This is a genomic window from Pelodictyon phaeoclathratiforme BU-1, from assembly GCF_000020645.1.
Taxonomy (GTDB): domain Bacteria; phylum Bacteroidota; class Chlorobiia; order Chlorobiales; family Chlorobiaceae; genus Chlorobium; species Chlorobium phaeoclathratiforme.
Window position 1 is genome coordinate 2,165,168 of the sequence record NC_011060.1, and the last position, 25,743, is coordinate 2,190,910.

The 25,743-nt window shown below is 48.8% G+C and carries 27 protein-coding genes and 6 tRNA genes; 17 read left to right on the top strand and 16 right to left on the bottom strand.

Features of this window, described 5'->3' with window-relative positions; genetic code table 11:
* Window positions 1-27 precede the first annotated feature (27 nt).
* From PPHA_RS10280 to PPHA_RS10315, 8 genes are all read left to right on the top strand, one after another.
* Window positions 28-489, top strand: a complete 462-nt coding sequence (locus PPHA_RS10280) for a c-type cytochrome (protein ID WP_012508763.1) — start codon at window positions 28-30, stop codon at window positions 487-489.
* Window positions 490-516: 27 nt separating this feature from the next.
* The gene (locus PPHA_RS10285) at window positions 517-1,620 is read left to right on the top strand and encodes a 4Fe-4S dicluster domain-containing protein (RefSeq protein WP_012508764.1); all 1,104 of its coding nucleotides are present in this window, start codon (window positions 517-519) and stop codon (window positions 1,618-1,620) included.
* On the top strand, window positions 1,617-2,054 hold the full coding sequence (locus PPHA_RS10290; RefSeq protein WP_012508765.1) for a FixH family protein: 438 nt from the start codon (window positions 1,617-1,619) through the stop codon (window positions 2,052-2,054). The genes PPHA_RS10285 and PPHA_RS10290 overlap by 4 nt, the downstream gene beginning before the upstream one ends.
* Complete coding sequence (locus tag PPHA_RS10295) at window positions 2,033-2,458, top strand: hypothetical protein (RefSeq protein ID WP_012508766.1); 426 nt, start codon at window positions 2,033-2,035, stop codon at window positions 2,456-2,458. Before PPHA_RS10290 ends, PPHA_RS10295 begins: the two co-directional genes overlap by 22 nt.
* On the top strand, window positions 2,448-4,874 hold the full coding sequence (locus tag PPHA_RS10300) for a heavy metal translocating P-type ATPase (protein ID WP_012508767.1): 2,427 nt from the start codon (window positions 2,448-2,450) through the stop codon (window positions 4,872-4,874). Before PPHA_RS10295 ends, PPHA_RS10300 begins: the two co-directional genes overlap by 11 nt.
* A gap of 13 nt (window positions 4,875-4,887) precedes the next feature.
* Window positions 4,888-5,079 carry a cbb3-type cytochrome oxidase assembly protein CcoS gene (ccoS, locus tag PPHA_RS10305; RefSeq protein WP_012508768.1) on the top strand — a complete coding sequence of 64 codons (192 nt, stop codon included), beginning with the start codon at window positions 4,888-4,890 and terminating at the stop codon, window positions 5,077-5,079.
* Window positions 5,076-5,753, top strand: coding sequence for a sulfite exporter TauE/SafE family protein (locus tag PPHA_RS10310; RefSeq protein ID WP_012508769.1), 678 nt, complete (start codon window positions 5,076-5,078; stop codon window positions 5,751-5,753). Before ccoS ends, PPHA_RS10310 begins: the two co-directional genes overlap by 4 nt.
* 238 nt (window positions 5,754-5,991) lie before the next feature.
* The gene (locus PPHA_RS10315) at window positions 5,992-6,180 is read left to right on the top strand and encodes a hypothetical protein (RefSeq protein ID WP_223293900.1); all 189 of its coding nucleotides are present in this window, start codon (window positions 5,992-5,994) and stop codon (window positions 6,178-6,180) included.
* 347 nt (window positions 6,181-6,527) lie between these two features.
* Here PPHA_RS10315 and PPHA_RS10320 read toward each other — a convergent pair.
* Window positions 6,528-6,602, bottom strand: a tRNA-Lys gene (locus tag PPHA_RS10320).
* A 7-nt stretch (window positions 6,603-6,609) separates the two neighbouring features.
* Window positions 6,610-6,972 (bottom strand): preprotein translocase subunit SecG, encoded by a 363-nt coding sequence (gene secG, locus PPHA_RS10325; protein WP_012508771.1) that lies wholly within the window; start codon window positions 6,970-6,972, stop codon window positions 6,610-6,612.
* An 89-nt stretch (window positions 6,973-7,061) separates the two neighbouring features.
* On the opposite strand from secG, the gene PPHA_RS10330 reads away from it, so the two are divergent.
* Both PPHA_RS10330 and hisB read left to right on the top strand, forming a co-directional pair.
* The gene (locus PPHA_RS10330; RefSeq protein WP_012508772.1) at window positions 7,062-7,301 is read left to right on the top strand and encodes a DUF2905 domain-containing protein; all 240 of its coding nucleotides are present in this window, start codon (window positions 7,062-7,064) and stop codon (window positions 7,299-7,301) included.
* Between the two features lie 10 nt (window positions 7,302-7,311).
* Window positions 7,312-7,914: an imidazoleglycerol-phosphate dehydratase HisB gene (hisB, locus tag PPHA_RS10335; protein WP_012508773.1), complete on the top strand. Its 603-nt coding sequence runs from the start codon at window positions 7,312-7,314 to the stop codon at window positions 7,912-7,914.
* Between the two features lie 110 nt (window positions 7,915-8,024).
* Here the strand turns inward: hisB and rny are convergent, their stop codons facing one another.
* The 9 genes from rny to PPHA_RS10385 all read right to left on the bottom strand — a co-directional run bounded on the left by rny (window position 8,025) and on the right by PPHA_RS10385 (window position 13,807).
* Window positions 8,025-9,599, bottom strand: coding sequence for a ribonuclease Y (gene rny, locus PPHA_RS10340; RefSeq protein ID WP_012508774.1), 1,575 nt, complete (start codon window positions 9,597-9,599; stop codon window positions 8,025-8,027).
* Window positions 9,600-9,911: 312 nt separating this feature from the next.
* Entirely contained in the window at window positions 9,912-10,175 is a 264-nt protein-coding gene (locus PPHA_RS10350; protein WP_012508775.1) for a cell division protein ZapA, read from the bottom strand.
* A 4-nt stretch (window positions 10,176-10,179) separates the two neighbouring features.
* Window positions 10,180-10,488 (bottom strand): hypothetical protein, encoded by a 309-nt coding sequence (locus PPHA_RS10355; protein ID WP_012508776.1) that lies wholly within the window; start codon window positions 10,486-10,488, stop codon window positions 10,180-10,182.
* A 14-nt stretch (window positions 10,489-10,502) separates the two neighbouring features.
* On the bottom strand, window positions 10,503-12,914 hold the full coding sequence (gene pheT / locus PPHA_RS10360) for a phenylalanine--tRNA ligase subunit beta (RefSeq protein WP_012508777.1): 2,412 nt from the start codon (window positions 12,912-12,914) through the stop codon (window positions 10,503-10,505).
* A gap of 70 nt (window positions 12,915-12,984) precedes the next feature.
* A tRNA-Glu gene (locus PPHA_RS10365) sits at window positions 12,985-13,056 on the bottom strand.
* A gap of 6 nt (window positions 13,057-13,062) precedes the next feature.
* Window positions 13,063-13,138: transfer RNA gene (locus PPHA_RS10370), tRNA-His, on the bottom strand.
* Between the two features lie 26 nt (window positions 13,139-13,164).
* A tRNA-Arg gene (locus tag PPHA_RS10375) sits at window positions 13,165-13,237 on the bottom strand.
* A gap of 28 nt (window positions 13,238-13,265) precedes the next feature.
* Window positions 13,266-13,338, bottom strand: a tRNA-Pro gene (locus PPHA_RS10380).
* 64 nt (window positions 13,339-13,402) lie between these two features.
* Entirely contained in the window at window positions 13,403-13,807 is a 405-nt protein-coding gene (locus PPHA_RS10385) for an NUDIX hydrolase (protein WP_041526531.1), read from the bottom strand.
* 235 nt (window positions 13,808-14,042) lie between these two features.
* Here PPHA_RS10385 and PPHA_RS10390 point away from each other — a divergent pair, with 235 nt between their 5' ends.
* The 3 genes from PPHA_RS10390 (at window position 14,043) to ahcY (ending at window position 17,948) form a co-directional block, all read left to right on the top strand.
* Window positions 14,043-15,020 (top strand): sugar phosphate nucleotidyltransferase, encoded by a 978-nt coding sequence (locus PPHA_RS10390; protein ID WP_012508779.1) that lies wholly within the window; start codon window positions 14,043-14,045, stop codon window positions 15,018-15,020.
* A 264-nt stretch (window positions 15,021-15,284) separates the two neighbouring features.
* Window positions 15,285-16,499 carry a methionine adenosyltransferase gene (metK, locus tag PPHA_RS10395; protein ID WP_012508780.1) on the top strand — a complete coding sequence of 405 codons (1,215 nt, stop codon included), beginning with the start codon at window positions 15,285-15,287 and terminating at the stop codon, window positions 16,497-16,499.
* 33 nt (window positions 16,500-16,532) lie between these two features.
* Window positions 16,533-17,948, top strand: a complete 1,416-nt coding sequence (ahcY, locus tag PPHA_RS10400; protein WP_012508781.1) for an adenosylhomocysteinase — start codon at window positions 16,533-16,535, stop codon at window positions 17,946-17,948.
* A gap of 66 nt (window positions 17,949-18,014) precedes the next feature.
* Here the strand turns inward: ahcY and PPHA_RS10405 are convergent.
* Window positions 18,015-18,086: transfer RNA gene (locus PPHA_RS10405), tRNA-Gln, on the bottom strand.
* 240 nt (window positions 18,087-18,326) lie between these two features.
* Here PPHA_RS10405 and PPHA_RS10410 point away from each other — a divergent pair.
* Window positions 18,327-18,974 carry a phosphoribosylanthranilate isomerase gene (locus tag PPHA_RS10410; RefSeq protein WP_012508782.1) on the top strand — a complete coding sequence of 216 codons (648 nt, stop codon included), beginning with the start codon at window positions 18,327-18,329 and terminating at the stop codon, window positions 18,972-18,974.
* Here the strand turns inward: PPHA_RS10410 and PPHA_RS10415 are convergent.
* Together PPHA_RS10415 and PPHA_RS10420 are read right to left on the bottom strand one after the other, a co-directional pair.
* Window positions 18,971-19,933 carry an alpha/beta fold hydrolase gene (locus PPHA_RS10415; RefSeq protein WP_041526843.1) on the bottom strand — a complete coding sequence of 321 codons (963 nt, stop codon included), beginning with the start codon at window positions 19,931-19,933 and terminating at the stop codon, window positions 18,971-18,973. The two genes, PPHA_RS10410 and PPHA_RS10415, sit on opposite strands and share 4 nt — an antisense overlap.
* A 141-nt stretch (window positions 19,934-20,074) precedes the next feature.
* Complete coding sequence (locus PPHA_RS10420) at window positions 20,075-21,829, bottom strand: cation:proton antiporter (RefSeq protein WP_012508784.1); 1,755 nt, start codon at window positions 21,827-21,829, stop codon at window positions 20,075-20,077.
* 287 nt (window positions 21,830-22,116) lie between these two features.
* Here PPHA_RS10420 and PPHA_RS10425 point away from each other — a divergent pair, with 287 nt between their 5' ends.
* Window positions 22,117-22,389 carry an RNA recognition motif domain-containing protein gene (locus PPHA_RS10425; RefSeq protein WP_012508786.1) on the top strand — a complete coding sequence of 91 codons (273 nt, stop codon included), beginning with the start codon at window positions 22,117-22,119 and terminating at the stop codon, window positions 22,387-22,389.
* 86 nt (window positions 22,390-22,475) lie between these two features.
* Window positions 22,476-22,763 carry a DUF6804 family protein gene (locus PPHA_RS10430; protein WP_041526532.1) on the top strand — a complete coding sequence of 96 codons (288 nt, stop codon included), beginning with the start codon at window positions 22,476-22,478 and terminating at the stop codon, window positions 22,761-22,763.
* A gap of 136 nt (window positions 22,764-22,899) precedes the next feature.
* Here PPHA_RS10430 and PPHA_RS10435 read toward each other — a convergent pair whose 3' ends face one another.
* Window positions 22,900-23,490: a UPF0149 family protein gene (locus tag PPHA_RS10435; protein ID WP_012508788.1), complete on the bottom strand. Its 591-nt coding sequence runs from the start codon at window positions 23,488-23,490 to the stop codon at window positions 22,900-22,902.
* Between the two features lie 131 nt (window positions 23,491-23,621).
* On the opposite strand from PPHA_RS10435, the gene PPHA_RS10440 reads away from it, so the two are divergent.
* Entirely contained in the window at window positions 23,622-25,328 is a 1,707-nt protein-coding gene (locus tag PPHA_RS10440) for a SulP family inorganic anion transporter (protein ID WP_012508789.1), read from the top strand.
* A 149-nt stretch (window positions 25,329-25,477) separates the two neighbouring features.
* On the opposite strand, the gene PPHA_RS10445 is transcribed toward PPHA_RS10440, so the two are convergent.
* A complete protein-coding gene (locus PPHA_RS10445) occupies window positions 25,478-25,732 on the bottom strand; it encodes a hypothetical protein (protein ID WP_012508790.1) in 255 nt (84 codons plus the stop codon).
* Window positions 25,733-25,743 lie beyond the last annotated feature (11 nt).

The following is a 25,743-nucleotide window of genomic DNA, read 5'->3' on the forward strand; positions in this document are numbered from 1 at the left end:
CACAAGATCAACAAAAGGAGAGCTGCCATGCATGATACCCCGGAACCCCAGGATGGCCATAACAAAATCCCCAAAGGGTGGCTGCTCTTTTTTTATGGGGGAATTATCTTTCTGATCGCCTATATCTTCTTCTATACACCGGCAATTTCCGGCTGGTCTTTCTACCAGGGCTTTGAAAAGGAGATGGCGGCGGCGGCCAAAACCGAAAAACCGGAGACGATCAAAACATATTCCGACAACAAGGAGGCCATCAAGGAAGGGAAAGAGGTCTATGCAAACACCTGTGCACCGTGCCACAAAGATGATGCCACCGGAGGAATCGGCCCCGATCTGACCCTTGCAACGCTCAAATATGGAGCAACCCCGCTGGATATCTATGAATCCATTACCAAAGGCCGTCCCAACGGGATGCCCTCATTCCTGCCCCAGATTGGTGCGGAGAAGAGCAGCAAGGTTGTCGCTTATCTGGAAACCCTGAGAAAAAAATAATTACTGATAACACTGGAGTCTGCCATTTTGTGGAAAATCAAAAGAAACATCGTCGAGATCCTGCAGGCCATCATGCTTACGGGCCTGCCCTTTCTCACCCTGAACGGTCAAAGTGCATTCCGGTTTGATATCCCCACTCTCAAACTCTATTTTTTTGGTTCGGCCATCTGGATAAGTGAGTTTTATCTTATCCTCGCCGTCACACTTTTTTTTATCCTCCTCATCGCCTTTGTTACCGCCATTTTCGGTCGCATCTGGTGCGGTTGGCTCTGCCCGCAGACCGTTCTGCTTGACCTGAGCCAAAGCATCGCTGCCCTGGCAGGCAAGAAGTACCTCAAAACCCTGCAAAGTCTCATCCTGCTGCCCCTCTCGGCCCTGATATCGATCACCATGATCTGGTACTTCGTTCCTCCGGCTGAGACTATGAGAAGCCTCTTTGTTTCGCCAACGATTACCGCTTTTTTTCTTGTTCTCTGGGCACTGGTCTACCTTGAACTGGCGTTTCTGGGAAGAAGGTTCTGCACATCGATCTGCCCCTACGCCATGCTGCAGAATGCCCTCTTCGACAAGGATACCCTTGTTATCGAGTATGACCTTTCACGCGATGCTACCTGCATGAAATGCGACGCATGCGTTCAGGTCTGCCCGGTTGGTATTGACATCAAAAAAGGGTTGAACTCTGCCTGTATTGCCTGCGCTGAATGTATTGACGCCTGCCGCCCCCTCAGCGAAAAAAGAGGTATGCCCCCCTTTCCGAACTACAAAGGGGTGATCGTTCGCCGGAAAACATACTGGCTTGGTGGCGCCACTGCCGCTGCGGCGCTAACTCTTTTCCTGCTCATATGGAGTCGCCCGGCAGTCGATTTTCTTGTCACACGCGACAACGCACCCCTTCCGGCAGGTTTGAACCGCTACTCCTATACCGTTTATAACAACAGTGGAAAACCTCTCTCACTTGCACTCTCCTCGCCTGACCCTGTCACCCTTCTCGGTGAACACACTCTCCTTTTGCAGCCATTTTCAGCCATTCACGGCAGGATACTGATCAAATCGAACGGCAAGCTGGAACGTGTACGTCTCGGAATCTCCGGTGACGGCATATCCATAAACAGGGAAACCGGTTTTCCATGAAGCTCTTTCTTTACCTTATCTATCCCCTTTTCTTCTTTGCCATGGGATGCGGCATCTATGTGGCATACAACAATGCCGAAGGCCTTGTTGACAAAAACTATTATGAGAACGGGAAACACTATTTTGCAGCCAAAGAGGTCGAACAAAAGCTTGATGTTGCAATCAGCAAACCAGACTCGCTGAAAATGGGAAGCAACGAGATCCACATCAGCGTCACCTCACACGGCAAGCCGCTTGAAGATGCCGCTCTCTCTCTTTTTGTCGGCAACCTCTCCTCAACCCGTTATGACTCCACCCTGACCATGCAGGAAGAGGCTCCCGGCATCTATCATACAACTGCAGCGATTCCCTTCAAAGGAGTCTGGTTCGTCAGAATCGATCTTGTTAAACAACAACTCAGAGCCACACGAAAATGGTTTTTCGACGTACGGTAGCCGCACTGGCACTCGGCGCATCACTGCTGAGCAGCAGCATCTTCACCACACCACTCATCGCAAAAGAGAGTGAGTGCAACATCCACCAGGGCCCCTGCACCATCACCTCAGGGAGCCACAGTTATACGCTCAACATTGAACCAAAACCAGTGAGCGCGATGAAGGAGCTCACCTTCAGCGTAACGGTAACCCCATGCAACAGGCTATCAGACAAGCTGCTGCTCGACCTTTCCATGCCGGGTATGCCGATGGGCAAAAATCAGGTAACCCTTGTCAGAAAAAGTGGCTGCAGTTACGAGGGTAAAGGAATTATTGTCCGCTGCATGAGCGGGCGCACGCTCTGGAAGGTGACCATTCTCGCCGATGAACCCACAAATCCGGCATTTATCTTCAATGTCAGATAGCGGACTGATATCTGACGAAAAGGTGCGCTGCGACCACTGCCTTCAGGAGACAAGCAGGGCATCGGCCATAACCGCCCTTATCGACGGTGAGACCAGGTTCTTCTGCTGTCATGGCTGCCTCGGCGTCTACGAACTTGTTCACAGCAATTCACTCGACGCCTTCTACGACAAGCGCTGTGACTGGCAGCCAGGCCCTCCGCACACATCTGTAAAACTTGAAGCCGCCGCCTTTCGAGACAGCGTGACCCTTACCGACACCGGGAGTAGCATTGAGCTCCTCCTCTCGGGCATACGATGCGCCTCATGTGTCTGGCTTATCGAAAAATTTCTGATGAAACAGGAGGGGATTCTTTCAGCAAGAGTCAACTATGCCACACACAAGGCAACCATCACCTGGTCTTCCGATACCATCTCTCTCGACACAATTCTTCAGGCCCTCCATTCCATCGGCTACCTGCCACACCCTGGCCGTGGCAACAGCCAGAGTGATTTGGCAGCAAAAGAAAAACAGGATTTACTGCTGCGTTTCGGCACTGCCGCATTTTTTTCCATGCAGCTCATGCTCTTTATTGCCGCACTCTATGCCGGATTTTTCGAGGGAATGGAGGCACGCTTCAAACTTGCCTTTCAGCTCATCTCATGGGCACTCGCCACCCCGGTGCTCTTCTACTCCGGCTACCCCTTTCTGGCAAGCGCGTTTCGCTCTCTGAGGCAATGGTCGTTTACTATGGATGTGCTCATTGCTCTTGGCTCTCTCTCGGCCTACTGCTACAGCATTGCCATGATCGTTCAGGGCGGCGAAGTATTTTTCGATACCTCCGCCATGATCATCACCTTCATTCTTCTGGGCCGGTTTCTGGAGGCCGGGTCGCGCCTCAAGGCAGGTAACGCCATTGCTGAACTTGCCGAGCTGCAGCCACATGAAGCACTCCTCATCTCCGAAAACGGAGAAACAGCCTTGGTCTCTCTTGATACCATCAAGATTGGAGATCATGTGGAGATCATCCCCGGAGAGCGAATTCCGCTCGACGGGAGAGTCGTGGATGGCGAAGCGGAGGTCAACGAGTCCATGCTCACCGGAGAGTCAAACCCGGTTTTAAAAGAGGCGGGAAGCAACGTTTTCGCCGGAAGTTTTTCCATGAACGGTCGGCTCCGCATCTGCGTAACCGAAAACGCCAGCAGCACCCTGCTTGCACAGATCATTCGCACCGTCGAGGATGCACAGGCACGCAAGGCGCCGATTCAGGGAATTGCCGACAAAACTGCCGGTTATTTTGTGCCCGCAATCATCATCCTTTCCATTGCCACCTTTCTGTACTGGAAAGTCATTGCAGGAAGTACGGTCATTGCTTTGATGAACGCCGTCTCGGTACTCGTCATCGCCTGTCCCTGCGCACTTGGTCTGGCAACACCGCTTGCCATTCTGATCGGCACTACCGCTGTCGGCAAGAGAGGCATTCTGGTTAAAGGTGGCGATATTTTTGAAACCGTCTCAAAAATCACCACCGTCGTGCTCGATAAAACAGGCACCATCACCACCGGAAAACCCTCAATAACCGACCTGCACGACTACGGCCTCACTCCCGCGTTGGTACAACATATCGCCTCGCTTGAAGCGGCCTCGGAGCACCCCACCGGACGTGCCATCGTCGCTTCATGGCAGGGAGAACTCCTGAAAACCGTGCAGTTCAGGGCAACACCGGGCAGAGGAGTTTCAGGGATCATTGAAGGAACCCTCTGGCAGGCAGGATCGAGAGCCTTCATGGCACAGGAAAAAGTTGAGCTTCAACCGTTCCAGGAAAGCTGCGCCTCGGCACTCGAAGCTGAAGGAAAAACCGTGGTGATGGTCGCCTGCGGCCACAAGCTTGCCGGTATCATCGGCCTCATTGATGACCTGCGCCCGGATGCCCTTCCCCTGATAGCCGGGCTCCGCAAAAAAGGGCTATCGCTCAAAATCCTCACCGGCGACAATCAGGGAGTAGCCAACTACATCGCTGCAAAATGCGGCATCACCGACGTACAGGCCGGGCTCGGACCTCTTGAAAAAGCGGCGGTTATCCGCGACCTGAAAGCAAAGGGAATGTGCGTCATGATGGTCGGAGATGGCATCAATGACGCGCCAGCTCTGACCGAAGCCGATATCGGAGTCACCCTCGGCCACGCTTCCGCCATCGCCCTCGAAAGCGCCAGTGTTACCATCCTGAACGATGACCTCCGGCTCATCAACACCCTGACAGAAAGCTCATCTCGCTGTTTTTCCATCATCCGGCAGAATCTTGTCTGGGCCTTTTCGTATAATCTCATAGCGCTGCCACTTGCCGTATCAGGAGTGTTGCACCCCATCATCTCCGCACTCCTGATGGCAAGCAGCTCCCTTGTGGTGGTTGGCAACTCCCTGCGCCTGAAAAACATCTGACTGAGGAACCATCATGTACGCAACATTTTTTTTGATCGGCATTGGTCTTTTTGTCGGAGTCGCCGCATGGTTTCTCTTCATCTGGGCCGTAAAAAGCGGCCAGTTCGACGACCCCGAAGCTCCCAAATACCGGATGCTTGACGATGATGACGAACTGGCAAACCCCTTGAAACCTGCAAAGCCTGCAAAGAAAAAAAACCCATGACCATCACCCCCCTTCTCGCCATGCTTCTCTCCGGTCTTGCCGGAGGATTCGGTCACTGCATCAGTATGTGCGGCCCGGTTGTTGCCGCCTTCAGCGTTGGTGAAACCCGTAAAGGGATACTCCACCACCTGCTCTACAACCTCGGACGCATCACCACCTACACCATCCTCGGCGCTGTGGCTGGCCTCTCAGGCTCATTTCTGCTCCTTACCGCCTCCATCGAGCCTCTCCAACGCGCCATCATGATCATTGCTGGTCTCTCCATCATCCTCATGGGGCTCTCCACAGCAGAGTGGCTGCCACTACCGAAACAATTCACCAGTTGCTCAACCGGCGTTTCAGTAATTCAGCGCATCATGGCCCTCTTCAAAGCCCCACGCTCCGTCGGCGCCTACTACCCGATGGGCATCGTCCTCGGCTTTCTCCCCTGCGGCCTCACCTATACCGCCCTGCTCGCCGCTGCACGAGCCGCCATGGAGGCAGAGAACCCCTTTGCCGGAATGATGCAGGGCGCCCTGATGATGATGCTCTTCGGCATCGGCACTGCACCAGCGCTGATTCTTGTCGGGAAAGTGGTGAACAGCATCAGCAACAAAACTCGAAAATGGTTTTACCGGGTGGCCAGCCTGATTATGATTGCTACGGGTGTGTGGTTTGTGGTGTCGGGGTGGTGAGAGGAAGGTGGGTCAACGAGGCTGGACAGTTTCAGACGTCTTAAGAAATACTTGAACAATCCGATTATATAAGCGATGATGAATATCTCAGAAGCATTAACGGTATGGTTCAAAGCCTTAACGATGAAAAAACGAACCCCCGGAGATGCCTTTCCTTTTGTCAGCCGTGTAACACCTTGATTTCAGTATTATTAACCAAAATGCTGTACGATATTAACCTGCGAACGATACTCTGGAGATGAACAGTATGATCAAAAAAACCTTGTGCAAGCTTGACAAGCACGATATGGAAGAAAACATGGATACGATCATGAAGCTGGTTGCCAAGCCCCACTATCTTTGCGGCAAGTGCGCAAGAGTGGCAACAAAGAAAAAATATCTTTGCAAACCGGTCAAAATCAAATCATCAGAAAAAAAAGAGGAGTGATAACATGTGCAATCCCTGACAGTCAGTCAGCTCCTCAGGAAAGAAACCCGAAGAGCCTTCAAAGGTGTACTCTGGCTTGACAATACAATCCCCTGCAGCAATAACAGCTTGGCTTACCATTTGTACCCGCTGCTTTTCAGCCATTTTTTTGCCTTCGATTCTCCAAGTCTGGCGGCACTCACGAAGTCGTCGATGGCCGCTTTTTTGTTTCCCAAAACAAGGAATTTCATAAAAACACAAAATATATTTTGCTGAAACGGAAAGCCTGTACACAATTGAATGCACCCACCGGAGCCATAGAAACAATAAAGACTTGCAAGCCGAAACCTGCAAGTCTTTATTTGTTATGGTGCACCCGGGAGGACTCGAACCTCCAACCCATTGATTAAGAGTCAATTGCTCTACCATTGAGCCACGGGTGCAGAAAATCTATTTTGCCGGCAGCGCAGGAATCACGGGTGCCGGAGAAACAGGTGCGGAGGGCACTTTGTTTGCCGATGGCGCTGGCATTGCAGGAACATTCTGCTGCATACTACCTTCAGGTGCCTCTTTCACAGTTCTTCCTGGAAGCGTAAATGCGGCGACAAAACAGAGCAGCATCACGGTTGCTGCAAGAATAGCCGTCATCTTGCTTAAAAAATCACCAGTCCTTCTTACGCCAAGCGTCTGAACGGTGCCAAGGCTTGCAATACCACCTGTCAAACCACTGCCACTTTTAGGGCTCTGTAATAAAATAACCCCTATCAGCAGAATCGATGCAAGTAAACCGACAATGACAATGAAAACATGCATTTCCAGCCGCTTTAATAAATTTGCAAATATCGTATCTTCACATGAAGAAGGCCTTAATTTAGCAACTTTTAAAAAATATCCAAATCGCGATGGCTGATGCTGCCAAAATAGTTGTGATAACAGGCCTTGCCATCGTTGTTTTCGGTCTTTTCATGATGGCTTCCGAGAAGTCAGGCTCGTGGAACTGGTTCAACTGGTTTGGCAATCTTCCTCTCGACATCAAGATAGAACGGGATAATTTCCGGTTTTATTTTCCTCTTGGCACATCCGTGCTGCTCTCTCTGCTGCTCACGCTTTTTCTTTACCTTTTTAACAAATTTATCCGATAACCAATCCAATATGCCAGAAGAAATCAAAAGGGCTGCCCGTTCAGCAACGGCAAGCAGAACAACACATGAGACCGATATCACGATAACGGTCACGCTTGATGGCTCCGGAACCAGCTCGGTCAACTCGGGAGTACTCTTTCTTGATCATATGCTGACCAATTTCTGTAAACATTCCGGCTTTGACCTTGAGCTGGAGTGCCGGGGAGATCTTGATGTTGATGATCATCACAGCGTGGAAGACATTGCTCTTGTTCTTGGAAGCACCATTGCTGAAGCGCTTGGCAACAAGCGGGGAATTGGGCGCTATGGCTGGGCAATCATCCCGATGGATGAAGCTCTGGCGCAGTGTGCCCTTGACCTGGGAGGAAGAAGTTATTGCGTTTTCAATGCAAAATTTAATCGTCCGGTCATTCAGGGCTTTTCAACAGAGATGGTGGAGCATTTCTTTATCTCGCTTGCCGGGACATTGAAGGCCAATATCCATCTCTCAATCCTTGAGGGAGAGAATACGCACCACAAGATAGAGGCGCTGTTCAAAGCGTTTGCCTATGCGATGAAAGCGGCTGTTGCCATAACCGGTACAGAAATTCCTTCGACCAAAGGACAAATTTAGCTTTCGCCTCTCATTTCTCCTCCAATGCAAAAGGGCTGCCTCTTCAGGTAGCCCTTTTCTCTTTTCTGATTGCCTTTTTCGGGGAACAATCTTGTAGCTGTTAATCCCGCTTATTTCGCGTAAGCAATTGAGCGTTTTTCGCGGATGATGGATACTTTGATCTGTCCAGGATATTGTGCTTCGGATTCAATTTTGTGTGCAATATCATGGGCAAGCACATCTGCCTGTGAATCACTCACATTATCGCCTTCAACAATCACTCTGATCTCTCGTCCTGCCTGCAGGGCATAGGTTTTCAGAACCCCCGGAAATCCTTTGGCGATCTCTTCGAGACTTTCAAGACGCTTGACATTGCCGTCAGCCGTTACCGCACCACGAGCTCCCGGTCGCGAAAGCGAAATGGTGTTGGCGGCATCAACGAGATCGGCAAGAGGAGACTCTTTGTTTACATCGCCGTGATGGGCAGCAATCGCATTGAGTACAATGTGGGATTCGTTGAACTTTTTGAGATAATTCATGGCGGTAATGGCATGGGGCTCGTCGCCTTCCGGCAGCACAAGACCAATATCGTGCAAAAGACCGGCACGTTTGGCAAGTCGGACATCAAGCTTGAGTTCTGAAGCCATAAGACCGGCTAACATGGCAACTTCACGACTGTGCTGCAGGAGGTTTTGACCATAGACGGTATGAAACTTCATTTTACCGATAAGTGAGACAATCTCGGCAGGCATATCGGGAATCTGCAGCGATGAAAGCGCCTCTTCACCGGCGCTGATGATGACATCATCAATCTCTTTTTTCGCATCTTCATAGGCTTTTTCGATAGCCACAGGATGGATGATACCGTCGACAAGAAGCTTCTGGAGAGTCAGTTTGGCAAGTTCTCGACGAAGGGGATCAAAGCAGGAGAGAATAACGACCTCAGGTGTATCATCAACAATGATATCAACTCCGGTAGCATTTTCAAATGCCTTGATATTGCGACCTTCACGGCCAATGATGCGACCCTTGAGTTCATCGCTCTGGATATGAACAACGGAAAGGGCGTTTTCGGTAGCCTGCTCGAAAGAGATGCGCTGAATGGCGGTCAGGAGTGTTTTTTCGGCCAGGCGACCTGCTTTCTGCTCAGCCTCTTCGTGTATCTGGTGAATGGTCTCGGTCGCTTCCTCTTTTGCCTTTGCCACCATATTGTCGATCAACATCTGGCGAGCCTCTTCAGCCTGCAGGTTGCTGATGCTTTCAAGACGCTGGTTCTGCTCAACAATGATGCGCTCAAGCTCTGTGGAACGAAGGGTGAGCGACGCAGATACCTGATCAATCTCCTTGCGCTGATCCTGAAGTTTGCGCTCAAGATCCTTGACATCCTGGCTCTGTTTTTTCAGTTGAGCCTCCTTCTGTTGTGTCTGCTTCTGCAACTGGGTGTACTTGTTGTTTTTGATAACAACTTCCTGATCAAACTCCCGACGCTTCTTTTTCCACTCCTGGTTTACTTCGCTGACTTTCAGTTCCTTGTACTCGTTGGCCTCCTTCTGTGCCTCCTGCACTATCTGAACCGCACGTTCTTCTGCTTCAAGCACCTTGGTTGTACCGATCCGCTCAAGAAAGTAACGTCCAACCAAAAAACCTGCTGCAAAAAAAATCACTGAAGCAAAAACAATCAAAAACAGGTTTATGACTATTCCCATTAAACTACCTCCATTTTCATGCTCTCATACTTAAAGATGAGGCACCGTTTTAAACAAAAAAACCGCACCATGAACGAGGCGCGTAAGATCCAAGAACCCGTTATACACGGTGGGCACCTCCTTCAGATTTTTTGCTTCCAATGGAACAATGTTTCCACTGTTCTTGAAACGCCTGACCCGAAAAAGGTCAGGTACTTTCAACAAGGCCTGCAATCAAAAAGAAGAGTTTGGTTCCCTGTTTTTTGATGTTAGTTCTTTTACTTACAGACACCCCAATCAAACGGTGCGGATATTTCTTCTCAATGTAACGGTTTATTGCAGATTTTGCCCGATAAAAACATTCAGTCTGGCAATGTTCTGCCTCAGCAACGCCATCTCCTCTTCAAGTTCGACTTTTTTTTCGGCAAACGAAATTGCCGCAAGCACCGCCAGCTTTACTGGCTCGAATGTCGGTGCCTTTTCGGCAAAAAGCCGCATCACCCCATCAACATCACGGGCCGCTTTTTCGGTCACTTCCCGTCGGTCAACCTTTAAGGGATAGCTGTAACCATAAACATTTACATCAATTTTTTCCATCTCTTTACGACAAGGCCTGATTATTTCTGAGCTCCATCTCTATTTTTTGCAAAATCAGAACCAGTTTCTGTTTCACCTGCACTTTTTCCGCATAACCAAGCGCTCCTGCGGGAGTGCCGCATACATCAACGGCAGAAGATCCGAGAGTTCCGGGCAACTTATAGTTTCTCAAAATATTCTCCAGACTTGAGAGTTCAGATCGCAACACATCATTCTCCTGTTGGCAATCCGTTAACCGGGCAACAAGGAGTTCAATATTTTTCTCAAGGAGGCTGACATCACCTGTCATATTTTGCCCATCAAAATCTTGCATAGAGACAAAGAGTATCAGACTTGTCGAATAACCGCACCAAGCTTACTCGCGGCATTACTGCCGACTTTAGAAAGAATATCGCTGATTCTTTCATCCTGTAGCGTCCCTGCATGATCTGCAATTTCAAGAGAGAGTGCAACGCTACGCTCTCCGCCATCCTCACGGGTACGCTCGAAAAGATCAAAAACAGAGACACCCCTGATCAGGGAGTCACTTGAACGAACCAATTCAACAAGTGACTGAACAGTAACATCAGGAGGCAGAACAAGCGATATATCCCTCTGAACAACCGGAAATCTGGAAGGCGGCTCATAGGTGACACCTGAACTGAAACAGCTTTCGAGAGCTGCCGCGTCAAGTTCCGCTATATAAACATCCTGTCCAATATCAAATTTGCCCAAGAGGTTTGAATCGAGTCGCTGTACAACACCTGCCCTGTACGAGCAACTTCTTCCCTTTTCTGTCAACTGTACATCAATGCTGACAGTGTTTTCATTATAAATATTCACCACTGATTTATCAAGCAAATTCAGCTTCTCGAGCAGCATCTCGACAGCGCCCATAAGATCGTAAAAATCAACCTTTTCTGACGACTGGTTCCAGATTCTCGGGAAACGACTGCCAGTGATGGCAAGAACAAGATATTCCTGTTCACTGTAAGCATCAAGCGGCGACTCACTCCTGCACTCACCTGCTGCGAGACTTTGAAATCCCCTGGCTACCTCAAAGAGTTGAAGATCCCGGTTTCCATGCCTGATATTATGGCTTATAACCTTCAGAAATCCGGGAACAAGCGCGGGACGAAGTACTTCAAGCCCCTCACTGATAGGATTAAGCACACCAACAAGCTTGTCGCTGAACAGAGCGGCCTCTTCTCTTTTCACAAGCGGATTGGTGAGAATTTCGCGGAAATGCAAGCCGACCATGAGAGAGCGGAGAAAATCCGGGAAAAACTCCGGGAACTTGCGCGACTGTGGATAGATGGTCGCCATCTGGGCAGAAGGCTGAATATTGTCGTAACCATAGAGGCGGGCAATCTCCTCGACAAGATCGATCTCCCCTGAAACATCGACCCTGCAGGAAGGCACCTCGAAGGTGATTGATTCCCCTTCGGTTTCGTCAGTCCTGAATCCAATCCGCTGGAGCATCGCCACCATTTCGCCTGCGGCTATCGAACTGCCAAGCAAGGCGTTGACCCGATCAGCTCTCAGGGCTACGCGACGCAATTCAGCCGGCACTGAACCCCACTCCTGAGCCTCTTCAATACGGCCTCCGGCAAGCTCCAGAATCAATGCTACGGCGCACTCTGCCGACCGTCTGACATTCCGGGGGTCGATACCCCGCTCGTAACGGTATGAGGCATCCGAAGAGATCGCAGCTTTTTTTGCCGATTTCCGGATCATAGAGGGATCAAACCAGGCTGACTCAAGCAGAATATCGGTTGTGGCGTCACTTACGGCTGACTCAAGTCCTCCCATAACGCCGGCAAGAGCCACTGGCTTCTGGCTGTCACAGATAACCGGCATACCGGGCTCAACCTGGAAGGATTGCTGATTGATGGCAACAAATTCCCCACGCACATCACTCCGCACTACAACCCGCTCACCGGCAAGCTTTTGAAGATCGAAGGCATGAAGGGGCTGGCCCAACCCGTGAAGAATATAGTTGGTGATATCAACGATGTTGTTTTTCGGCCTCAAACCAATACTTTCAAGCTTTTTTCGAAGCCATGCAGGAGACTCGGCAACCGTTATCCCTCTTATGACCACACCCGTGTAATAGGGGCAGGCGACAGCATCCAGAACATCAACAAGCGTCCCAGTTTGTACAAATGGTACTGCGTTCTGTTCCGGATAGTGTATCTCTTCACCTCCTGCAAGCTCCCGTGCTATTCCGAGATGGGAGAGAACGTCGGGCCTGTTTGGTGTCACGGCAATATCAAGCACGACATCGCCATCAAAATAACGGGCTACAGGCTCACCGATCCGGCATGAAGAGTCAAGCTCCATAACGCCTGAATGGTCATCAGAGAGCCCAAGTTCGTCAGCGGCACAAATCATGCCGAACGAGCGTTCACCGCGTATTTTCGAGGGCTTGATGGTGATGGTCTGGCCATCAGAAGCGGTCAGTTTTGCTTTGAGTGTCGCTACAGGAACAACCATTCCTGCTTTGACATTCGGAGCGCCGCACACAATCTGAAGAGGCTCTTCACGACCGACATCAACCCGGCAAATAGTCAGGCGTTCAGCATTGGGATGCTGCACCACCTCTTCTATTCGTCCCACAACAACAAGATCATCTGGAAGGGAGGGCTCCTGAACCTCCTCCACCTCAAAGCCGAGAAAGGTCAGTTTTTCAACAAGTGACAGCGTATCGGAAGAAAAGGAGGGAAGAAAACCTTTGAGCCAACTGACAGATATTTTCATAAGGAGAAGGAAATCTGGCTTTCATGGATTAAAAAAAGCCCTGTACCGGCAAAGAACAGAGCTTTTAGAGTGACCCCAACGGGATTCGAACCCGTGCTACCACCTTGAAAGGGTGATGACCTAACCACTAGTCGATGGGGCCTTATATGGGTGAATGAGGGGACTCGAACCCCCGGCCTCCAGGGCCACAACCTGGCGCTCTAACCAACTGAGCTACAATCACCGTTTAAAACTTACGGACTTTTTCTTGTGCGCCCGACTGGACTCGAACCAGTAACCCTCAGCTTAGAAGGCTGATGCTCTATCCATTGAGCTACGGGCACAGCATTCAATTGTCAGACCTGTTTCCTGTCGGGGTGCCGAGACTCGAACTCGGGGCCTCCTGCTCCCAAAGCAGGCACGCTACCAACTGCGCCACACCCCGTTTTTTAACGGAAGGCCCAATATAGCACAAGAACATTAATTACAAAAAAATATTTCCGATACTCCTAAAAATTATTCAGAAAAAAATCCGCAATGATACGGCGGAGATCTTCATGGCAAACCATTTCAATTGCCTCAGATGGAGTAACAAGCTTTCGTCGGCGGTCATGCATTTCATCCCATTCATCAAGCATGGTCTCAATAAAAAGAGGATAAACCTGAACCGAAAAGAGTTTTCCAAACTTGCTGTACCGATACTGGCCAGCCTCTTTGTGATGAACAACACCGATCAGCCCAGCTTCCTCATAGGCCTCTTTTGCAGCCGACTCGGCAGGTGTCAACCCTTTTTCGACATATCCCTTTGGAATGATCCAGCGTTCCGATTTTCTGGAAGTAATAAGCACAAGCCGATTATCGAGGACTGGAATAACCCCGGACTGCTTGAAAACTCTCTTGTACCTCACTGCCATGACACACGTGTTGAATAAAATTGTTCCTGCGCATCCCCTGCTACAAAGTGCACCGAGAGCAGCCATCAAAATAAAATAGGGGGAAAAACGACTGCGAAGTCATAAAATACAACTGATTTCTTTATTTAACAGCCCTCTGAGAGCAATTGGAGTATTTAATTTCATCATGCTTTTTTGTAACATGGGATAGTGTGGTTCATATGCTTGATTTTACAACCAAAATCTTTGAGGAAACATGAAGGCAATCATTCCTGTTGCAGGGGTAGGTACCCGTTTACGCCCTCACACTTTTTCTCATCCGAAGGTGTTACTCAACGTGGCCGGAAAACCCATTATCGGCCATATCATGGACAAGCTTATCGCGTCAGGTATTGACGAAGCCATCGTCATTGTCGGCTACCTTGGAGACATGGTTGAAAAGTGGCTGAGAGCCCATTACAGCATCAAGTTCACCTTTGTCACCCAGACCGAACTCCTCGGACTTGCCCATGCCATCTGGATGTGCAAACCCTATATTATCAAGGATGAACCATTATTCATTATTCTCGGTGACACTATTTTTGATGTTGATCTTGAATCGGTACTGAAAAGCCCTGTTTCAACCCTTGGTGTCAAAGAGGTTGAAGACCCAAGACGATTCGGGGTTGCTGTAACCGATGGAGAAAAAATTCTGAAACTGGTTGAAAAACCTGACACGCCCGTCAGCAACCTTGCCATTGTGGGCCTCTATTTCCTCCAGCGAGCTGGCTCACTCTTTGCGAGTATCGATCACCTGATTGACAATGGAATCAGAACAAAAGGAGAATACCAGCTCACCGACGCCCTGCAGTTTATGATTGAAGGGGGAGAACCATTCACCACCTTCCCGGTTCACGGCTGGTATGACTGTGGCAAGCCTGAAACACTGCTCGCCACAAATGAGATTCTTCTCAAAAACAACGTCGCGACAAAAACCTTTCCCGGCTGCATCATCAACGATCCGGTCTTTATCGCAGACAGTGCGGTACTTGAAAATGCCATTATCGGCCCCTATACAACCATCGGTGAACAGGCTGTAATTACCAATGTCATTATCAGAAATTCAATTATCGGCTATAACGCACGGGTCGCCCATATCATGCTCGATCACTCGATCGTCGGCAACAACGCCTTCATTACAGGAAGTTCACAGGAAATCAATATCGGAGACTACTCAGAAATACGGGTTGGATAAGAGATTTTTTGCATAGAAGAGGGCGAATGTTTACATTTGTGCTCTCTTTTTCATCGACATCCCCATTACCTATGGACACGGTGTCGCAGGCTCTCAACAGGGGTTGTTTCCCCAGGGTCTGCTGGAAGTTTTTCCGTGTCCCAGGTCATCTCTTTGTGGCATCCTCTCACTGAAAAACTTTCCTTTGGTTCAATTATTTTTGTTCTTGCTGTTCATTTTTTTCTGTTGTTACACTCATTCGTTTAACCAAAACCTTATCAGAACATGTCACAAACAAGGTATTTCTTTACCTCAGAATCCGTCTCAGAAGGACACCCGGACAAGGTTGCCGATCAGATTTCCGATGCTGTACTTGATGATTTTCTCCGCCAGGACTCCAGTTCACGCGTTGCCTGTGAAACCTTTGTCACAACCGGTCAGGTTATTGTCGGCGGTGAAGTTACAACGAAAGGAATTGTTGATATCCAGACCATAGCACGCAAGGTTGTCACCGAAATCGGCTACACCAAGAGTGAGTACATGTTTGAGGCAAACTCCTGCGGTGTGCTTTCAGCGCTCCACAGCCAGTCACCTGATATCAATCGCGGCGTTGACCGCAAGGAAGAGATTGCTGACGAGTTTGACCGTGTTGGCGCAGGCGATCAGGGCATGATGTTCGGCTATGCATGCACTGAAACTCCGGTACTGATGCCGGCAGCTATCCAGTTTGCCCAGCATTTGATGAAAAAACTTGCCGAAATCCGCAAGGAGGGCAAAATCATGACCTACCTTCGTCCTGATGCAAAAAGCCAGGTCACCCTTGAATATGAGAATGAAGTTGTCAAACGTGTTGATGCTGTCGTTGTTTCAACCCAGCACGATCCGGAACCTGAAGGCGTCAGCGAAGCAGCCTGGCAGGAAGTGATCAAAAATGACATTATCGAAAATGTTATTAAGGTGGTCATCCCTGCTGACCTGATTGATGAAAACACCAAGTTTCACATCAACCCGACCGGACGCTTTGTCATCGGTGGACCACACGGCGATACCGGCCTGACCGGACGCAAGATCATTGTTGATACCTATGGTGGCGCTGCTCCCCACGGCGGTGGTGCATTCAGCGGTAAAGATCCTTCCAAGGTTGACCGCAGTGCAGCCTATGCAGCCCGTCACGTTGCAAAGAACATTGTCGCTGCTGGCCTTGCCGACAAATGCACCGTTCAGGTCTCCTATGCCATCGGTGTTGCCCGTCCGGTATCGATCTATATCAATACCCACGACACGGCAAAACACGGACTCAACGATGCCCAGATCCAGGAAAAAGCCGAACTGATCTTCGATCTTCGTCCTGCAGCCATCATCAAACGATTCAGCCTCAACAAACCAGAGGGTTGGTGCTATCAGCAGACCGCAGCTTATGGCCATTTCGGTCGTGATATCTTCCCTTGGGAAAAGACAGAAAAAGTTGGTGAACTGAAATCAGCCCTCAACCTGGCCTGAGCAATTGCAACATTTTTAAAACAAGATGACAATATGACAACACTCACAGAAGTGCTTGATTATAAAGTGGCGGATCTCTCCCTTGCAGAATGGGGACGCAAGGAGATTGATGTCGCTGAAAAAGAGATGCCGGGTCTTATGGCCACCAGACGCAAATATGCGGGTCAATACCCGTTGAAGGGCGCTCGTATTGCCGGTTCCCTGCATATGACCATCCAGACTGCGGTGCTGATTGAAACCCTTGTGGAACTCGGAGCCGAGGTTCGCTGGGCAAGCTGCAATATCTTTTCAACGCAGGATCATGCTGCAGCAGCTATTGCAAAGAGCGGCGTGCCGGTTTTTGCGTGGAAAGGCGAAACCCTTGAAGAGTACTGGTGGTGCACCCGCCAGATCCTTGAGTTTGAAGGCGGAAAAGGACCGAACCTCATTGTCGACGATGGTGGTGACGCTACCCTTATGATCATCCTCGGCTACAAAATCGAGAATAACCCTGAACTGCTCGAAAAAGCTCCAGCCAATCTGGAAGAAAAAGCGCTCTATCAGCAGTTCAGAGAGGTCTTTGCAGAAGACAGCCAACGCTGGCACAAGGTTGCCGCAGAAATGAAGGGCGTTTCGGAAGAGACCACCACCGGTGTTCACCGCCTCTACCAGATGATGGAGAAAGGCGAACTGCTCTTCCCTGCCATCAACGTCAACGACTCGGTCACCAAGTCAAAATTTGACAACCTCTACGGATGCCGTGAATCACTTGCTGACGGTATCAAACGTGCAACCGACGTCATGGTTGCCGGCAAAGTAGTTGTGGTGCTTGGTTATGGCGATGTGGGCAAAGGCTCAGCACGTTCAATGCGTGCGTATGGAGCACGGGTAATTGTGACGGAAATTGATCCGATCTGTGCTCTGCAGGCAGCCATGGAAGGCTATGAGGTTTCCACCATGGACGAAGCAGTCAAGGAAGGAAATATCTTTGTCACCACAACGGGCAACAAGGATGTGATTACGCTTGAGCACATGAAGCAGATGAAGGATGAAGCCATTGTCTGCAACATCGGCCACTTCGACAACGAGATACAGGTTGAGCAGCTCTATGCCTATGCAGGAGCAACAAGGCTCAATATCAAGCCACAGGTCGACAAATATACCTTCGAGAACGGCAACTGCATCTATCTGCTTGCAGAAGGACGCCTTGTCAATCTTGGATGCGCAACCGGACACCCTTCGTTTGTGATGAGCAACTCCTTTACCAACCAGACTCTGGCACAAATTGAACTCTGGACAAAGGATTATGCTGTTGGTGTTTACCGTCTGCCGAAAGAGCTTGATGAAGAGGTGGCAAGACTGCACCTTGAACAACTCGGCGTAAAACTCACCAGACTTTCTGATGAGCAGGCTGCATACATCGGCGTTCCATTGGATGGGCCATACAAACCAGAACATTACCGCTATTAAGATTTGGCGGAGGTATGACTGATCAACAAAAAAGGCAACCCCATGAAAGGTTGCCTTTTTTGTTTGCTGGGGCGGCAGGATTCGAACCTGCGGATGTCGGCTCCAAAGGCCGATGCCTTACCACTTGGCGACGCCCCACTCTGTGACGGCATACAAATGCAATTGTATCCGGCCTTAAATATACGTACAATATGAGACAATCGCAACAAGTTACCGAAGACGTCAGGTTCAGGGCAGGAGATGCACATTGAGGTTGAGGTATTGTTACAGGTAGGGGCGGGGTAACCCCGCCCTTACGATGTTTTCATATAGAGATCAGGTTATTTCAAAGCAACCCAGCCCTTACGTTTTTTTCGACATAACAATGATGAAAGCGCAATGACAAAAATAAAAATTTGTGGAATAACCCGGCTGTCGGATGCCCTTGAGAGCTGCCGGGCTGGTGCGGATGCTCTTGGCTTCAATTTCAGCAGCCTGAGCCCACGGGCAATAACTCCTGAACGAGCGAAGGAGATTATCGAGAAACTACCACCCTTTGTGGCATCGACAGGTATCTTCGTTGATCAGTCGCCTGAAGAGATTAATGCCATCTGCCGTTTCTGCAAGCTCCAGATAGCGCAATTGCACAGCGAGCAATACAGCCCGGAAGATGCACGAGCCATTACTGAGGCAAAGGTGATAAAAGTCTTTCGGCCTGAAGAAAATTTTGCAGTAGAGGAGGTTTTTGCGTTTGCAGAAAAAAGCGGGATAAACGCCTTTCTCTTCGATGCTTACCGACCCGATATGGCGGGCGGAACAGGGGAAACGATCAGAGCATCCCTTGCCACCCGTATCTTCAATGCGCTTGGAGACTCCTGTTATCCGATACTGGCCGGGGGACTGAATGAGAGCAACATCGGCGAAGCGATCCGCTCTCTTCAGCCCTATGGAGTCGATACAGCAAGCGGTGTGGAATGCGAGCCTGGCATAAAGGATCCTGTTAAAATAAAAGCATTTATCCAGGCAGTTCGCAAAACCGTTTTCTAAGAGGCCGTGGTTGCGATTACCTGTCCCAAAATAAGCGCAGATGCTGTTTCCGGCAATTCAACGGTAATCAGATGACCACATTCAGGCACTTCAACATAGGTACCTTTGTGGGTAAGCTCCACCAGTTTCTTTGTATTTTCACAGGTCATGATCGTATCGCCCTCACCTGCCACAAACAGAATAGGCATACTAACAGACTTGACCATCTCTGGCACGGAGTCTGTCGTTTTAAATGAGGTTATATGACGGGTTGTCTGATCGATAGCTTCCGGTGCACACAAACCGAGACTTTTAAATCCAATAAGAATATCGTGCAGTAAAATCGTGTTCTTCGCAAGAACAAAGCGAGCAAACATATAGGCTGGAAGCCACCAGGTCAGTTTGCGCAAAAGATTATTGAAAACAAACGTAATCGTATTGGTCGCAAATGCCTGAATAAAGGCACTGTTCGGCAGGTACCCGAAATTGAAAAAAGTCATCGACACCACTCGTTCGGGATGAACACGGACATAATCGAGGGCGACGAAAGGGCCAAAAGAAAATGCCGCTATATGAAATTTATCAAGTGCAAGTTTGGTCGCCAGTTCATCCAGATCATGAGCAAAAAAATCGATATGATAGTGGTTATTCGGGTCATTGTCTGACCATCCATGTCCACGCATATCATAGGCTATGGTGCGTATTCCCCTTTTGTTGAGATAGTGGATCACATGATGCCACCACATCCACCAGCAATCCCATCCATGAATCAGCACGACCGTTTGTGCCGCATCCCTGGGACCTGAATCATGATAATGATGAACAATGCCGTTCAGCTCAATAAAAAAGCTCTGCTCCATTAAGGAAAGCTCGTAGGTTGCACGTTTTGCCGCAGCATTGTCCTGAGATGCCTGAAGATCAAGAAGCTCCTTGCGGTAACGGACAAATTTTTGTGTGGGGGATGACGCTGGATATGCCATAACACGTATCATCTGAATGGTGAGTTGAGATCTGGTCCCAATTATATCCGTAAATATAAGAAAAAAATTACCTTGATGGGAAAAAAAGCTCCCGCATCATGGCCTCGGATGCTTGCGCAAAAAAGTGCCACATCAGGTTTTTTAAACGAGAGGAATGTTCCCGCGCAGAAAAATCTTTTCACATTCACGTCGAATAATTTCCTGCTGTTCGAGAATCAGTTCCGGATCAACCGTAAAGTGGTTGAGAAGCTGTGAAAAAATCTGAATGGATGTTTCAAACTTTTCTGTTACCACGACATCGGCACCAGCCTTGTAGAGCGCTGCTACATCATCGAGAGTTCTTGCCCTGACAATAATAAAGGCTTTGTTATTGATGTCACGAATCATCGCAATACTATTACGGACTGCTGTAGTATCTGAAATACCAAGCACAACAGCACGCGCATGGTCAATCCCTGCGCGAATCAGCGCTTTTTTTTCCGTACAGTCGCCATAATAGATCGGTTCACCCTTTCTTCTCATAACTTTAACCATTTCCCGGTCTATTTCAAGCACGGAATAGGAAATATTGGTCGCGTGAAGCACTGCTGCAACATTCTGGCCATTGATACCAAAACCGACAATTGCGGCATGAATCTCTCCTGCGCAGATAATCGTGCTATCGGGAGGGCGCACGGAAGGTGCAGAAGAGTACCTGGATACAAGAGGAATAAAACCAAGTGCCGGTGCCATCTGGTCGGCAAACTTTGGAGCAATGGCTATCATGGCTGGAGTGACAATCATCGTTACCACAATAATGGCAAGCATGGCCTGAAATACCTCATGGTTGATAACACTGTTCTTCAGACCACTCTCTGCCAGCACAAAAGAGAACTCCCCTATCTGTGCAAGTGCCATACCAGCCATCATGCTGACCCTCGGAGAGTTGCCAAGAAAAAGTGATACCCCTGCAACAAGAAGCCCTTTGACAAGAAGCACAACAAGGGCAATTGCCACAAAAAGAGGCAGATTAATCATCTTGACGTCAAGCAGAAGACCAACGGATATAAAAAAAATGCTGCTGAACGCCTCACGAAAAGGATCAATCGTCACGCTTATCTGATGACTTTCATCGGTACTCGCAATCACCATACCCGCAACAAATGAGCCGAGTGCAAGCGACAAACCTGCCAGGGAGGTGAGATAGGCTGCCCCGAAACAGATAACAAGCGCCCCGATAACCAAGACCTCCCTGGCATGCAGAGATGCTATAAGATGCACCATTTTAGGCATTAGAAGCCTGAAGCCGATAAAAATCCCGCTGGCAAAAAGCACGATGACCCCAATTTTATTGGCCACTATCGCAAAAGAGGGCGAAGCATCAGGATTTAAAAAATTGATACCAATCATCAGGGGAACAATCGCAATATCCTGAAAAATCAGAATTCCAAGGGCAATGCGACCATGTGGCAAAGTCAGTTCATCACGATCAGTCAGAATTTTCAGACATATCGCCGTACTGCTGACCGAAAAGGTAAATCCGAGAAAGAGTGCGGCTGAAAGGGAAATACCACGCCCGATGAAAAGCATAAACCAGTAAGCAAGAAAACTGATTGCAAGACCGGTGACAAGAATCTGAACAACGCCACCAACCAGCACAATGGTTTTCAGCTTTTTGAGATCATCGAGCGAAAATTCAAGCCCTATGGTAAACAACAGGAGAACAACACCAAGCTCAGCAAGTGTGGAAATCATTTTTTGATCATAAACCGCACCGATACCTGACGGACCAAGGAGGATGCCCGTAAAAATCAGCCCGATGACCGGCGGAATTTTCAACCGCTGGAAAATCAGAATAATGGCAACAGCAAATGCTCCGATAAGCACCAGTTCACCAAGAAAATCAAATTCATGCATAGAGAAAGCGCGTTATCCAAGAGAAGCAATTTTCAAACAAAGCAGATATTCCCTTATTGTATATATATCTATCAAGAAATCAAAACAAAACAGACAAATGGAGCAGAGGAGATCCCGATGATGAAAATTTGACACCGGATGAATTATCTGTTTGAGATGAAGAATAATTACGTTAAACTTGGTACAGAAATCAGTCAATGGTTGACTGATCGCTATTCAAGTAATTTGTGCTTTGGTTACTTGACGGTATCTCTTTCTATCAATGCACATGCATACTGAAACTAACAATGAATATTTACATTGGCAATTTGGCTTACACTGTTACTGAAGATGATCTGCGTGATGCCTTCTCCGAATTCGGACAGGTCGAGAGCGCAAGTATCATAAACGACAAATTTTCAGGCCGTTCCAAGGGGTTCGGATTTGTCGACATGCCTAACGAAAGTGAAGCTCGTGAAGCCATCGAATCAATGAATGAGAAAGATTTGAACGGCCGCACCATAAAGGTGAACGAAGCAAAGCCCCGTGAAGAACGGCCAGCAAGAAGAGATCGCTACTAAGCCTTTCGCTTTAAAGCCATTTTTCCCTTGAGCCAGACAGAATGCAAGTTCGGTCTGGCTTTTATACTGTTAACCAGAAAACCCTCATGCCGGTACCCGTCATCTACATTACAGCCCTGCTTCTCTTCCTCGCGGTTCTTCCCCTTCCGCTGGAATTCTATTCGCTGCTGAGAGTTGTTGCCGCAGGAACCTTTGCCTGGGGTGCCTATAGGAACTTCGGAAAAAGAGTGCTGTTACTGCCCCTTGCATACACCCTTTTCGCTATTCTCTTCAATCCCGTCATGGAAATCAACCTTGCAAAAGAGATATGGATTCCCATTGACCTTGTGGCTGGCCTGTTCCTGCTCTTGACAAAGAACCATATTGCGGAATAACAGCCCCGATACAACACTGAGAATGCTCTTCCATCATATCCTGCAAAACCTTCATACCAAAGATTGGAAGCAGTCGCCCGGGAAAATTGCCCATACGTGATGGCGGCGAAGAGTTGTCCGGGAAACGGGTTTTGAGTCAGGCCTGGTGCAGGTATTCGTATATTTTGATAATAAATTCAGGCATCAGAAGTGCCATGTTGTCCATCTCTTCTTCTGTCAACTCCTCAAAATCATCAGTTATTTTAGCGAGAAGGAAGATTGGCAACACAAACTGGGACGTCTCTTCATCTTCCATGAAAGATGTCCATGAGGCATGTGCCAACTCCATACCCACGGTAAATCCAAGCGACCAGTTTTCAACAGCCACTCTCTTCTCCTCCTCATCGGCATAACCGAATTGCTCAAAGACCGGAAAAAATTCATCGGGATCCTCATCAAACTGCCGGTCAATTGAGTTCATATGACGAACAAGGAGCTCCTCTATCTCAATCGCTTCAGCTTCTGAAGAAAAAGAGGGCTCATTATCATTTTCCTGATCCCAGATAAAGGGAATCCATACCTCCGGCTGAACAACCTCCGGCCCTACAACCAGGGCGGTCATATAACCATCAAGCATTTCAAGGGAAAAAAGACAATCATCGGGTGTTGCGTCAGAGGCAAGAAAAGTCTCAAGTCTTCCGAGCTCTTCATCGGAGAGCGGTTGCCACAGCGAATCAGATGGGTTCATGAAAGTGTGCACGAGGGCTGTTTTTTTAACGAAAAAGCGCTATCAATTGATAAAATAATACAAAAAGATTATATAGAAACCCAAGCCTGCAAAGGGCTATTTGTTCATTTTCTTTTTTTGACACTCGACACATGTTTAAACCAAAATTATTTTCAATCCTGCCGGAACTTACCCCGGACAGGATCATGAAGGATGTCATTGCCGGTATTATGGTCGGCATTGTTGCTCTTCCACTGGCAATAGCTTTTGCCATAGCTTCCGGGGTCTCCCCTGAAAAGGGTCTTATCACAGCAGTTATCGGCGGCTTCCTTGTCTCCTTTCTTGGCGGAAGCAGAGTTCAGATAGGAGGCCCTACAGGAGCTTTTATTGTAATCCTTTACGGAATTGTTCAACAATATGGCATTAACGGGCTGGTTCTGGCAACAATCATGTCAGGCATCATCCTCATGATTATGGGCTTTGCCCAGTTCGGCTCGCTGATCAAGTTTATCCCCTATCCGGTTATTGTGGGCTTTACCAGCGGTATTGCGGTTATTATTTTTTCCAGCCAGGTCAAGGATTTTCTCGGTCTTGACATCGCTATCGTTCCGGCTGATTTTATCGGCAAATGGTCCTCCTACGCTCGTAACCTGCCGACATTCGACCTTGCAAGTTTCATGATCGGCACACTTGCCCTGCTGATTATCCTGTTCTGGCCGAAGCTATCACGGAAAATTCCCGGTTCACTCATCGCAATTGTCACCACAACCGTGATTGTACAATACTTTCACCTTGATGTGGCCACAATTGAATCCCGTTTTGGAGAGATCCCCTCGATGATTCCAGCGCCGACACTCCCCTCATTTGATTTTGCGACCATTCAGCACCTCATCATGCCGGCAACCACCATTGCCCTGCTTGGCGCCATCGAAGCGCTGCTTTCGGCTGTTGTGGCTGATGGCATGATCGGCAGCCGTCACAAGTCGAATATGGAGTTAATCGCACAAGGAGCTGCAAATATCATCACTCCCCTTTTCGGCGGCATACCGGTTACCGGAGCAATTGCGCGAACAGCAACCAATGTTAAAAATGGCGGAAGAACCCCTATCGCCGGTATCGTTCACGCGATTACACTGCTTTTGATCATGCTGCTTTTCGGCAAGTGGGCGAAACTCATTCCAATGCCTGCGCTGGCAGCAATCCTTATTATTGTAGCCTGGAACATGAGCGAAATCAAGGTATTCAAGCAGCTCCTCAAAAGCCCGCGAAGCGATGTTATCGTCCTGCTGACCACCTTCAGTCTGACCGTTGTTTTTGACCTGACGCTCGCCATTGAAATCGGGATGCTGCTTGCCGTTATTCTCTTCATGCAACGCATGGCACAGCTCTCCAACGTTGGAGTTATTACAAAGGAACTGACAGACCGCGATGAAGAGGACGATCCAAACACCATCGTGACAAGGAAAGTCCCTGATGGTGTTGAGGTTTTTGAAATCAGCGGCCCATTTTTCTTTGGTGCGGCCAGCAAGTTCAGAGAGGCAATGCACATTGTTGAAAAGGCGCCCAAAATCCGGATCATCAGAATGCGCAGCGTTCTTTCTATTGATGCCACAGGACTGAATATGATGAAAGAGCTCCTCAAGGATTGCAAAAAAACCGAAACGAGACTGATCCTCTCAGGAGTTCACGCCCAACCGTTATTCGCCCTGCAGCAATACGGACTCTACGATGACATCGGAGAAGAGAACATTTTCGGCAATATTGACGATGCGCTCGACCATGCAAGAGAGATTCTTGGCCTGCCAAAAATGGGACGGCAGCAAAATTTCGTACCATCCGTACAGCGGGAAATGAAATAACTGCCAAACCATCACAAGGAAATGATGGGGGCATTCACTGAGAGGAGCTGATGCCACAACTACTGAAAATGGTGGACAGGAGAGAGGTGCGGGCCCTTTGGCCTCTTTCTCTTTCCTGTCACCATACCTCACGGCTGCATAATCCCGTCCTATTCCTTGCTGCTGTAGGTGCGAATGCTTGAGACCGCCTTCATATCATAATAGGTATTCACACTGACACCATCCTCCTCACAAGTAACCCTCAAAAAAAGATCGCTGATAAAAAGAACAGCATCTTCATAGATGGTACCTTCGTTAATCTGCAGCTTGACTCCCTTCCGAATTTTTCTGGACATGGTTCCATGCAGCGGAATCGAAGCATATTCCAGAACCTTTTCCCATGCCTGCAAGTTACTTTCAGCCATAACGACACCTC